Source organism: Bradyrhizobium cytisi (assembly GCF_008123515.1).
Taxonomy (GTDB): Bacteria; Pseudomonadota; Alphaproteobacteria; order Rhizobiales; family Xanthobacteraceae; genus Bradyrhizobium; species Bradyrhizobium cytisi.
Map to the genome: position 1 here is coordinate 1 of NZ_VSSR01000102.1, position 12,584 is coordinate 12,584.

The 12,584-nt window shown below is 58.5% G+C and carries 7 protein-coding genes and 1 pseudogene; all 8 read right to left on the minus strand.

Annotated features, from left to right (window positions below; genetic code table 11):
• On the minus strand, positions 1-1,027 hold a 1,027-nt coding region (locus FXB38_RS39835; protein WP_187435479.1), incomplete at its 3' end, for a B12-binding domain-containing radical SAM protein.
• A gap of 391 nt (positions 1,028-1,418) precedes the next feature.
• A complete protein-coding gene (locus tag FXB38_RS39840; RefSeq protein ID WP_148756358.1) occupies positions 1,419-2,960 on the minus strand; it encodes a S10 family peptidase in 1,542 nt (513 codons plus the stop codon).
• 451 nt (positions 2,961-3,411) lie between these two features.
• Complete coding sequence (locus tag FXB38_RS39845; protein WP_246230573.1) at positions 3,412-3,564, minus strand: hypothetical protein; 153 nt, start codon at positions 3,562-3,564, stop codon at positions 3,412-3,414.
• A 205-nt stretch (positions 3,565-3,769) separates the two neighbouring features.
• Entirely contained in the window at positions 3,770-5,386 is a 1,617-nt protein-coding gene (gene groL / locus FXB38_RS39850) for a chaperonin GroEL (protein ID WP_148756363.1), read from the minus strand.
• A gap of 1,886 nt (positions 5,387-7,272) precedes the next feature.
• Positions 7,273-8,331, minus strand: a complete 1,059-nt coding sequence (locus FXB38_RS39855) for a caspase family protein (RefSeq protein WP_148756360.1) — start codon at positions 8,329-8,331, stop codon at positions 7,273-7,275.
• A 1-nt stretch (position 8,332) separates the two neighbouring features.
• Positions 8,333-9,763, minus strand: coding sequence for a hypothetical protein (locus tag FXB38_RS39860; RefSeq protein ID WP_148756361.1), 1,431 nt, complete (start codon positions 9,761-9,763; stop codon positions 8,333-8,335).
• A gap of 1,165 nt (positions 9,764-10,928) precedes the next feature.
• Positions 10,929-11,819, minus strand: coding sequence for a P-loop NTPase family protein (locus FXB38_RS39865; RefSeq protein ID WP_187435480.1), 891 nt, complete (start codon positions 11,817-11,819; stop codon positions 10,929-10,931).
• A gap of 12 nt (positions 11,820-11,831) precedes the next feature.
• Positions 11,832-12,554 (minus strand): annotated as a pseudogene (locus FXB38_RS39870) (hypothetical protein); the annotation flags it as partial.
• Positions 12,555-12,584: the final 30 nt, after the last annotated feature.

Below are 12,584 nucleotides of genomic sequence, written 5' to 3' on the forward strand. Positions count from 1 at the left end.
CACGATCCCGCGAAACGCGCAAGACATCAAGGGCTTGCAGGTTTTGATCAACGCTTGCACTCTTCGCCATCCTCTTCAATGCGGATTCCGAATAATTCTCAATACCGCACGAAAACGCGAAGAAGCCCGCTCGCTTGAGCTGCCTAATTGCCTCGTCGGTCACGCGATCCGCTCTGATCGAACCTCGCAAGCGCACGCGCAGGCCTCGCGATTGAATATCGTCGGCAAGTTCACGGCACCACAGCTCGTCTCGAGGCGGCTCAATAAGGCTGTCGTCGATGACTTTGAAACACGTCGCCCCGAGGCGGCTAACCTGCTCCAGCTCGTCGACGAAGTTTTCGATCGAACGCTGCCTCCAATGCGAACCATCCGATACCTTCGCAAAGGCAACGATCGAGCAGAACGTGCAGTGGGCCGCGCAGCCGCGTGACGAAAGCACGTGCACAGCGCTCCGCCGCTCAAGTGAGGCGCGGATCGTGTCGCGGCTAGGAAAAGGTATGGCGTCAAGGTTCGCGACCGCTGGCCTGCGCCCGTTACGAACGATCTTGCCGTCGTGTTTGTAGCTGATACCTGAAATGTCGGAGAGGTCCAGTTTACCGAATGCGAAGTGCTCGCTCAACTCGCAGACAGTTTCTTCGGCCTCGCCGAGGACCACGACGTCGAACCCAGCGTTCAGGAACTCATCCGGGTGAAAGGTCGGCCCGTAGCCGCCGGCGATCGTCGGGGTTTGTAGACCACGCTGACGAAGCAGCTGCATGACTTCGATTGCCCGAGCCATATTGGATCGGTAGCAGGAAAATCCGATCCACAGCGGGACCGGCAGCCGGGCTATCGAATCTGCGATCTCGTCACTCGTCAGACCGCCCAGCCAACCGTCGATGATTTGGACATTCGCCCCCTTGCTTCTGAGAATACTCGTCAGGTAACCGAGCCCCAAATTTTCCTCGGCGGTACGGTGCGTGATCGGCGCTGGCGTAGCCAGAACTATCGGCGGAATACCGCGTAAGGGTAAGGCTGCCTCGCGCAACGCGAACCTCTCGGTATTCCGTGTACAGTTACGACTAGCTGTGAACGACACTCAGAGGTGCTTCCCATTGACGCTCCTAAGATGCCAGTTGTGCAGAACTGCTCTCTGAGGAGATTTACCACGACAGTAGAAATTTGATGGTTGTACGCCAACAAGATTGACGCAATGCAAGGGCAGATAGGAACACTCAAGAAGCCGTTTTCAAGCGCCCGCAGAGTCGGGAAAGGCAAACCTCACCCGAGTCGGCAACAATGATGCGGCACAAGCGACAAGGAGTAGGCTACCGGGGGAACCATGAACTTACACGTCGAAGCCGGCGCCATGAGCAGCTTCATCTATAACTATGCTCGTGCGAACACGAGCATGCTTGTGACCTAGTTCGCGGTGCGGGTTACTTCATCATCGCTTCGGCCTCTGCACGAAACGAGTGGCGCGAGCCATCTCGTGAATAGAACATGTGGCCGCCTGGATAGACTACGAATTTGACGCGCGGTGCCGAGGCAAATGGCGGCAATTGGTCGAGCACGATCTGGGATCCGAAATAAGGCGTGACGAGGTCAAACAGGCCGTGCCCGACTAGCAATTTCATTTTCGGGTCCGTTGCGAGAATCTGGCGCAGCTCCGACAGCGACTCCGGAGGCCCGCGGCCGTAATCCCAAGCCTGCCCGACCGCGTGGTTGACTAGCTCATAGGAGCCGTCCGGCCGCCAGTTTAGCTTGCGCGTAAGGAGATCGACAGTGGCGCTGGTCAGAGGTGCGAGCAGCGTGTCGCTCGACGGATCGCCGGAAGGATAGAAATCCAAGTCTGGAAACGGATCGAGGCCACGCACTGAGGCGTCATAATTGCCGATTGACTTGCCTTTCTTACGATCGAACTCACGGCCAAACGCGTCGGGGTCGAAGCGGCCCGCGAGCCTGCGACTCACCGCCTGATCGATGCCGGTCAGCGCCGCGACCTTGTCGGCCAGACGCGTGGTCGCTTCCTTGTCCGCCTGACCTTTGATGAGGTCGGTCAGAAACTCTCCGCGTGCATAAGCTTCCACGTCGGCGAGATCGGCTCGCTTTACCGGACCCTCGGCTTCACGCAGGGTCGCGACATAGCTCGGCAGTGTTGCGATGTATTGCAGCAGGCCAGTGCGGGCGTAGTCGAAGATTGGCGAGACCATTATCAGGCCCTTGACGCCTATGCCCTGCTGCATCTGCAACTGGTGCACAACCTTTGGCCCGCGAATGCCCCCATAGCTTTCACCCACGATGTATTTCGGCGACAACAGCCGGTCATGCTGTTCGAGCCAGCGGCGGACCACCAGCGCGAGCGCGTCGACGTCGCCGTCAACGGAAAAGAGCCGCTTGCGCACATCATCGCCGGTCCCCACGAAACGGCTATAGCCTGTGCCTACAGGGTCGATAAACACCAAATCGGTAAAATCGAGCCAAGTCTCCGCGTTTGGCCTCACCTCCGGAAAAGTGGATGGCGTGACCTCGTCTGCATTGATCGGCAGCCGCCACGGTCCGGCATTGCCGAGCTGCAGCCAGGCCGATGATGAGCCCGGTCCTCCGTTGAAGAAGAACGTTACCGGGCGCGTGCCGCGATCGGTGCCGTCAAGCTGATAGGAGGTATAGACGATGTCGGCGTCCGGCTCGCCCTTCTTGTCGAACAGGCGGATGGAGCCGGCCGTCGCGATGAAAGAGAGCGTCCGCCCAGGGAGATCAAGCGTTTGCCTGGTGCTGGAGTCCGGCGGCAGGCGATGCTGCTCGGCCGCCGACGGCGTACTCGGCGCTTGGCCGGCGCGTTCGCCGGGGCCGGCGTTCTGGCCGGCTGGCGTTGTGGCATTGGCGCGCGGCGGCGGATTGTCTGCCCGCACGCTCCCCATGATCCCGCAGGCAAAAAGGATCAACGCAAGAGAGGTGCTGCGCAGTGCGGTCGACGACATAGGGGTTCTCCTGTGCAGGGCCTTGCACTGTTGGTGCGCGAGGCGTGTCTGTCAAAACGACCTAGTCACTAGCTCATGCGTGGGAACAACAAACCTACTAGAGTCAGCAGGTGTCACCGTCGGAGGGTGCAGATAATATGCCCCCACCATCGCCAATCGCCCCGATTGGCGGCTTGACCGCTGATCAGCTCAACGCGCTCGGCCTTCACGGCATGGCCAAGGCCTTCGTCGACATCGCAAGTCCTGCTCGATGTCGCGGGAACTGCTTCAGTTTTTGAGGGATCTCCGACAGCAATTTCTCAAAATTCTGGAAATACGCGTCTCGCGATGATGAATACTGGACCAAGTCGCGAAGTTCGAAGACCCGTGGAAGCTCCCGTCGATACACGTTTATCCTCCGCCACACCAAAGGGTGGCGACCAGAGCGAAAATCGCGGCGCCCGCGAAACCCTTAGTGACTGCTGACGTAGGCTTGCTCTGATTGTAGGTGATTCAACAGATCGGCCAGGTCGTCGGCGTCTTCCAGGGGAAGGCCATTTTGGACGACGTCATTGATCAGCGCAGCAGAACCAGTGCGGATGTCGTAGACCGTCCAGCCATTCATCTCGGATCGAATATCGTATCGTACAGTCATTCCTCATCATGACACGCGGCATGGTTGTTTTCAAATCTTGTTTGCAAGTGGAGAGAACGATGCATTTCCGTTGTGCATGGCGCATCCGGCTTCGCCGGTCAGGCTCTAGATAGCCCTCAATTTCAAACTGAGACACTACCCAGAACTCGCTCATTGCATTCATGTGATGGCTCAATCAGAATTCCATCTTACCGCCACTTGTTGCCGTCGGTGTCGTGGGCTCCTGCGGGGTTGACCGGGTGACTACCGCTTCGGTGGTGAGCAAGAGGCCGGATACGGAGGCCGCATCCTGCAGCGCGCAACGAACGACCTTCGCCGGATCGATAATGCCCTTGCTGACCAGGTTGACGTACTCGCCAGCCTGCGAGTCGAAGCCGTACGCATACTGATCCTTCTCGAGGATCTTGCTGACGATCACCGAACCGTCCTCACCGGCGTTCATCGCGATCTGGCGGGCAGGCGCGGACAGGGCCTTGCGCACGATCTCGACGCCCGCTTTCTGGTCGTCGTTCTTGGTACGAATGCCCTTGAGCTTCTCGGAGGCGCGCAGCAGAGCGACACCGCCGCCGGGCAGGACGCCTTCTTCGACAGCGGCACGGGTGGCTCGTATGGCGTCCTGAACTCGTTCCTTCCGCTCCTTGACCTCGATCTCGGTCGCGCCGCCCACGCGAATGACCGCGACGCCGCCCGCAAGTTTGGCAAGGCGCTCCTGCAGCTTCTCCCGATCATAGTCGGACGTTGTGTTCTCGATCTCCGCCCTAATCAAGGAGACGCGCGCTTCGATGTCGGCCTTCTTTCCGGCGCCGTTAATGATCGTGGTATTCTCTCTCTCGATCATCACCCTCTGGGCGCGACCAAGCATGCTGAGCGTAACGTTCTCGAGCTTGATGCCGAGGTCCTCTGAGATCACCTGAGCGCCGGTCAGGGTCGCGATGTCCTGGAGCATGGCCTTGCGGCGATCACCGAAACCCGGAGCCTTGACGGCGCAGACCTTGAGTCCTCCGCGAAGATGATTGACCACTAGCGTGGCTAGAGTTTCAGGTTCAACGTCCTCGCTGAGGATCAGCAGCGGCTTGCCTGTCTTCACCACGGCCTCGAGCAGCGGGAGCAACTCGCTCACCGAGGACAGCTTCTTCTCGACGGTCAGGATATATGGATTATCCAGATCGGAACGCGCCTTCTCCGCGTTGGTGATGAAGTAGGGCGAGATGTAGCCGCGATCGAAATTCATGCCCTCCACGACGTTGAGCTCGGTCGCAAGCGATTGGGTTTCCTCGATGGTGATAACGCCGTGGTTGCCGACCTTCTTCATGGCATGCGCTAAGAACTTGCCGATTTCTGTATCGCCGTTGGCTGAGATGGTACCGACTTGAGCGATCTCTTCATTCGAGGTGATCTTCTTAGCGTTCTTCGCGATCTCGGCAACGACCGCATCCACCGCGAGGTCGATGCCGCGTTTGAGGTCAATCGGGTTCATACCCGCGGCGAGAGCCCGCAATCCCTCCTGCATGATGGCTTGCGCAAGTACGACTGCTGTCGTTGTGCCGTCACCCGCGACGTCCGCCGTCTTGGATGCCGCCTCGCGCACCATGCGCGCGCCCATATCCTGGAATTTGTTTCCGATTTCGATTTCCTTGGCGACAGTTACGCCATCCTTCGTGATTACGGGGGCGCCGAACGAGCGCTCAAGGATGACGTTCCGGCCTTTCGGGCCAAGTGTAACCTTGACCGCATCGGCGAGGATGTCGACACCGCGTGCGATCCAGGCGCGTGCATCATCAGCAAAGACGATATTCCGCGTATTGAAAACAGGCGCAGGCTCAGCGGCTCGCAACGTCCTGGCTGAACTTTGCTGGGACTCTTGCGCTGTTGCTCGAGCCGCGACTGCGTCGCTCGCGAGCGTCAGCAACTTCAACACCAGAGTCTTAAGGCCGGCTTCGATTTGGCTGGCAGGTATGCCAATGCTCTCGACTATCGCTTGGACGCTAAGCGGATCCTGGCTGGAGTGGGTCCGCCCCTTCGCGGTCTCGCGGCTCAGAAAGTCCAGGTAGCCAAGGAGGACGGCCTCGATCTGCTCGGTGTTCAAACGCTCGGAAAGCTCCTCAAAACCAATGCGGTCAATAAGCGCTCGGAGTGCGGGCATGAGCTTCTGCAGGAGTGCCTTTACGTCATTCCGGTCGAACTCACGGGCGGGGGCGGGCAAGCCACGGAACACGTTGGCCCATCGCGGTCCGAGCCAGCTCTCGACGCGACCTGCAACCGCCGATGCGAGCGTCGGCAGGATACCGGGGAGCAGGTCCGGTCCAAGACCGAGCTCGCCTAAGACGAGCTGCAACGCTTCAATTCTTTGAGCGCCCGTTCCGGAAGCACGTAGCGAATCCAAGCTTCCGGAAAGATCCAGGGATTGGCGCAGCTGTTCGCCGAGATCAGGGTCGGACCGCCTTCGGGGAGCTGGCCTATTGTCCTCTTCTGGAGCTCGCCAGATAAGCCAGGCGCCTGCTCCCCATAGCCGCATTCCGATGCGCCCGTTCAAGGACTTTGAAGGCAAGACAGCGGCGTCGCGCGCGCTGCCGCGGACCAGCATGTGCCAGCTTGCCCTTAGTATAGGCGGAACGATGATGGGCGGGCCCTGGTGCGCCCTGCCCAAGCGGAACGCTGTCTCAAGAGCGAGGGCTTCGACGTCGGGATGCGCAAGCCCGCTGAGCATGCCTCGTAGGTTCTCGACCACGGTCGCCGCAAGATCGAGATCCGGCTTCTCCTCCCGAAGCAGCAAATGGAGGGCGAACATGCCGAGGGTCGGATCTTCCCACTTCCCTACAAGCAGGCTCTGCAAGTCAGCCCTGCTGATACCTCGCCGTCCGTCCGCCAGTGCATGTCGCGCCAGCTCAGCCACACCAAGATCCGTACCCGCCTCAAAAGGATCAATGGGCTGTCCAACAGTCCGCTCGGGCACAAAGGCATTCCCGATCGGAGCACTCAGTTGGACCGCCCCTTCCAGATCGGGAAACACTAACGGGTTGTCCCAGCTTTCGGCTGGCTCGAATTTGCGGAGAAGGAAGATTCTCGTTTGGCGACCAGGGAGGGCCTGTACGATCGTCTCTACCGTTTCAGAGAATGGCAGCTGAAGACGCAAAATATAGAATCCCGGCAGGAGTGCGATCCGGCATCCTGCGGAGGCAGCGCGCTCGTCGCCCGCGACAGTCGGCATTAACGTTTCCAGGTCCAGCACCGTCGAGCTGTCCAGCCTGTGCAGACTCAGTCCCTTCGCGATATTTTCAACGAGGTGGCCTCGCGTGCCACGCGGGTCGATGATGGGAACGTCGCGGACCAACAGAAGTAACTCCGAACCTGTACCAGCCCCCATCCATGGTACTTGGGTGCTCAGCTCGTAGGCATGCTGTTGGTGGTATTTATGAGAGGTCCACGTCGACTCGAGGGGTGCCGGCGAGGCAAAAACAAGAGAAGGTGGTTCGCTCAGGGCGACCGGAGATCCCGGTCGAAGCTGGATATTTTTTTCCTCCTGCGCATCGGCGGCGAGGTATCGCACGGTATAGTCGCCAGGTGAAAGCTCGGCCTCAACGCGGCCATATCCCCGGGCGGCGAGGTTTAGATAGCCGTCAATCACCTCTATGTGTACGGCGGGATTTCCGGCACGAACACTGAGCTGCACGCGTTCGCTCATAGCTGCAACTCCTCGGGCGAAGCGGCGTAGACATCGAACTTTTTCGATCGATTACCGATCCTGAGCTCGTATTTGCCCGGTTCAAGCAACCAGTGCCAGGGATCGGCTGCATCTCCAGGGTCCTTTTGCACGAGGGCATATGGATATTGCGCCACCTTAAGGATTTCCGGGGCGGGCATGTCCGCCTCGCGGACGATCTTGATCTCTGTTCGCGCCGCGCCCGCTTTCTCCGAGAACAATATCTCGTTAAGTTGATCTCCGGGGTCGACGCGAATGTCTGGGCGGCGGTCGCGCACAGCCTTTTCCGAAAGCCCCCGAGCGCGCAGGTCCTTTTCGACAAGAAAGTTTACTGACTCTTTCAGCTGATGTGCCGTGAGCCTGCCGCTATCGAGACAGGCGATGAGGGCCCGCGTGAATGCTCCATGTTTGTCGTGGTTGGGTGGATAGGCAAATTCATGAGCTTGGCTGTCCCAGCTGGTGCCGTAGGCTTCGACCAGGGTCCCACCCTTCGTTGTGTCGCCCATGATGCTGTAATACGGAAAGGGAAGAGCGTTTGAAGCTCGCGAGCGGCAGCAGTCCATCAGCAACACGACTTCTTCGAAGAATCCGCGGCGCCGCATGTATCTCGCGCATGCGGTCGCCGGAAAGTTCAGCATGGTGCCCGTCGTCTTCGCGTTGGCCATCAGCAGAGCAACGCTTTCGGCTTGCTCGGCGCTGATCGGCGTGCACCCATGGCCAGACGTGTAGATATATAGACGTCGGCCTGTTTCGCCATGGGTTTCAAGCCAGTCGACTATGTCTTCGCCGGCTGAATAGACGTCTTCCGCTGTTGGCTTAGCTCGCGAGGGAGAGGTCGGGCGTCCGGATGATTTCGCGAACTTGATACGAGCGGGATCTTGGGCGTTCGGCTGGTTTGGATCAGGGATATCGCCCCCTTCCGGCCGGATCAACCAGTTGTAAAAGCTCTGGGCATCGCTGACCGGCCCCTCAAGCGTGTTCAGGCTGGGATCCAAATAGTCCTTAACCCCAACGATGATCGCCCAGTCTCGCTCCATCCTATGTCCCGTTCTGCAAAATGTGTTTCACGCTACTCAATGTATTCGGTTCGAAATCGAATCCCCCGTGGGATGCGGCACCGCAATCGAACCCCGCCCCGATAGAGGACATCGACCATATCCAAGTATGCTCGCGTGAGCCGATCGTCTCGATCACCCGTTTGATGCCTGGAATTTCATCATCTGAGAAGGGGGATTTCCGCGAATGGAAGCGCTGCATGCCCAGGAGCGGTTCGTCGGCGGCTTCTTCCAAAGCGCCGGAGACCAGATACAGCAAGGAACGCGGATACAGGTTGCCCAACATCGCATCTTTTTGTTCAAACTCGTCCGACATGCCAAAACATCGGAACGCCGCGATGCGATCGGGCGCCAAGGTCAGCATGCTGTCGAAGAGGGTAAACGTGCAGGCGGGGGCCAATAGTATGATTTCGAACTTGATATCTGCGGGCAGCCGCTTCGCCGCGGCCTTGAGCATTTCGCACACGAATATGGCTCCGGCACTGTGCCCGACAAGTACGATACGAGGGCGTAAGCCATGCGCCCAGATCTGCTCAAGCTCGTACAAAAGCGCGGTCCCGCCGAAACGCTCGTCTCCGTCCTGGAATGCATCCTTTGTGTCCTGCTTCATGGCATTCCAGGCGAAGCGTCCGAACACATCTGCGGCGAAGATCGCCTTCGCGACCTCCTCTACAGCCGTGACATACAGCCCATGGCCGCGGCCTCTGTTGAGTCGGCGCAGTGCTCCCATGAAGGCTTTGACCGCCACGCCGAGCACAAAGGCAGTAATGAGGCCTCTCCCGCCGGCAGCCATTTCCTTCTCACTATCTCGAATTGCATCCTGAAGTTCAGGCTCGAACTGCCGCACGTCTGCGTTCTTCAGAATCGCGTGCGCGGACGCCGCCAGCGAAGCATCCTTCAGGATCGCCTCCTTGAACTGCTGGTCCTCGGCGACCGTCAAGTCAGGCGCCATTTTGGCCGGCTCCGGGTTCAACCCTTGGTACGGCTCCTCCCCCGTCTTGCGCTTAGCTACCTCCTTCCGGACCTCCTTCGGGTGAGGGACATCAAGCGGCGCTCCCCTGGCACCAGGCGGCTGTTCGGCTCTGCCGACCAGAAACTGCAACACCCGCTCCAGTATTCCTTCAAAGAATTCCGTCTTGAAGATCTCCTTCCAGTTGTTTTGCAGTGTTTCGAATAGACCGGTTTGCCAAATGACAAAGATCGGAACGGAGCCGGTGGAGGCGTATTCCGGGGCCAGTTTAGATGCGGCACCCTCCGCGTCGCTCTGCCCCACAAGCCCACCGTGAAAGTGTATTGCAATAGTGGGGTTACCCCCCGCATTGCGGACCGATTCCATCGTGGTCTTCAGATCAAGCCGGCTCGAACCCATCAGTTCTCCGTCTTTCAGGACTATGGAACAACCAGAAACCGCCATAGGGACCTCCATAAGCTTTCAATTAGGCGTTGTGATTTGCTTTCAGTACGTTGGATCGATGTTGAGCTTCGAGAATGACGATTAAAGAAGTTGGCAACCGATGAGTCCATAGATTCCATCAAACGAGCCACGCGCCCAACGACCCGATCAATCGACGATTGCGGGCTCCCGCAGGTTTGCCCGGATCAGTCCGTAGTCCAAAAGTCGATGAGTTCAAAAGGGTTCTTCTATCTGCTGGGCTGATGGCGCGCCATTCTCGATCATCACATCAGCGATCAGGTTGAACACGGAACGATTCCAGGGATCGGGATACTCGCCGTCCGCATGCGCAAGGGACGGAACGTTGCCGTGGTGCCAGCAAACGATGGACAGCGCTTGTATCGCCCAACTTTCCGTACAGCGTGTGCAAGGGCTGCGTAGTCCTGGTCCGCAAATGATGTGTCTATCGCAAGACGACATTCAGCCGCCAAGGGCTGCAACGTCTCGATCTGCCTGCGACTATGTTCTGACGCATCCGAGGCGATGAGAATTGCCGGCGTGCCGAAGGTCTGCGGGATGTAAGCGACTAACCGTTGGGCGCTCGTCCGCCCTGCCTCCGACAGATCAGGGTCTGCGGGTCTTCGGTCGAACAGCCTTAACCTGCTTTTCACCAACGGCTATTCGATCGAGAATGATGTTTTTAGAGATGGCTGTTGCGACGCACTCTTGATCGGTCAGGAGAAGGATAGGTTCGCGAGCGATCTTGAAGTGTTTTCCGAATGGTTCGTTTTGGCAGTGTCACGCGGAGTACAGATCAATCTCCATCCCTCGGGCAGCCTTAAGTCCCTTCGCACAAATCTGCGCGCCAGACCGCGGCGGGCGAACCTATTCCGTGTCAGTGACAACACGTTCGAAATCTGCCGTTCGCCCTTTTCCGCTGAACACGGGTCTCGTCATCGAAGCCGTCGCTCGTGCCGCCCAACAACATCGTAAGAAGCGTTGGGTAAAATTTCCTTAGCCCGGCTTCAATCAATCACGTAGGCTTGCGTCTGGGCTTGGGTAACCAAACAAGCGGGTCATTGTCGAGGCGGTCGAGGGCCTGTGCGAGCGCGGTCGCGGGGCTTGGCCGCGCTGGCAAGCCGCTTAGCGAGCGGCCCCTCACGGGCCGCCGCCTAAGGGGCCAAGGCTAGCGAAAGCGCCAAGGGTTGGATGGCGGATCCGTATCCCACGGCGTCGTAAAGGGCGGCAGCGGTTCTGGCGGCCTCTTCTTTGTTAGGGCAAGAGCCGTAAGAAACTGGCCAGCGTGGAAGAGGACTGCGGCATGAGCCAGATCGGGCGGCTGTTGTTGCGCGACCTCGTTCGCTTCCATCAACTGCTTCCGGTATTCGCTGCGGTGCTGTGCACGAATTTCTCGCTGGAAGTCTTGCTTCTTGGTTTCGGAACCGAAGACTTCGTGCACGGATTTTCCGTCATTCACGATCTGGTAGCCGTTCGGCAGGGTATCGAACGGCTTTGTCACCTTTTTGAGATGATCGAATTGCACCGCTCGGGGCAAGTGCCACGATTCGAAAAATGAAGGATGCACAAAGTCGCTGACGGCGATACCGTCGATCTCGTATTCCTCGCTCTCGACGGCATCGCACATCTCATAGGCATAAAGTTTGCCGTCGACATTTTGCGCCCAAAGCTGCGCTCCGGGATCGATCATCATCTCCAATAACTCGTGTGATGCGGTAGTGCTGATTTTCTCACCGGCAGCAAGTGTCGTTTTGACGAAGACCTTGGATATCGGCTGACCGTCCTTGGTGATGTCATGATAGCCGAGCGCGTTGGCGGCGTCCGCATCTTCAAGGAAAACGATCTGCCACTCATCGCCCTTTGGCTTACCCGTGACATACAGTTTGGCCGGATATCCCCAAATCGGCACGAAGTGCTCGTCCAATTGCTTCTGCAGCGCGGTGACCAACTTGTCGAGGTTCACACCAAGTGGTGTCGTCGCCTTGTTGACGAAAGCGATTGTCGGAAAACGACCTTGATTAAACGCAGCTGCTTTGACGGAAATGCTCGTCCTTGCCATGACTTCCTCCCACTACCGAGACAGAATGAATTGGACTTCCCGATTCTTGATCTGGTCCAAAGCGCTAACCGCAATGTTCTCGGCGACGGTGCGCACGCGCGCCGTCACGGCTGATCCGACCAGAGTTGTAGGCCTTCGAGGGCCGCCGCCTCCCGCGGCGCGGGCCTGGGCTGAAGGAAACAGATAGCTGTGAAGCGCTGTCGAACTCACGGCACCGGGTGGTTCCAATGCCAATGCCACGTACACTTTGTGCGTATCCGTACGCCTAACGAGACCTGTCAGCGACGCATCGCCGACCTGGAAGCCGCTCCCCACGGGCGTGAAGGTCACCTGGGGGGTGCCCGTAAGGTCGACGGTGGTCGTGAAGGTAAGCTTGTCCGTGAAGGTCGGGGCGGCCAGCGCGGCATTATTCGATTTCGATCCGTCGGTCGCTGCAATGTTCGCAAAGATGTTCAATTCAAGGAAGGTCTTCAGAGACTCGCCGACACCGATCCGTCCTGCGACAGGGTAGACATAGTTCTCTGCGACGATCTGCGCCTTTCCGCAATAGGGCTCGCCGAATTGCTTTGCGTTCAAATTCATCAGGAGATCCCCTAACGTATCGGTCAGGGTGAATAGCCGCTCGTTCTGCCGTTCTCGGTTGGCGTTCCCCGTGATGCCGAGGCCGAGCTTGTTTGCCCATGGACCGACCAAGTTTACAGTAGACCCGATATTGTTTGTCTCATCGCCCGTGAGATCGAAGCTGTAAGAGTCTGTCCGAGATCA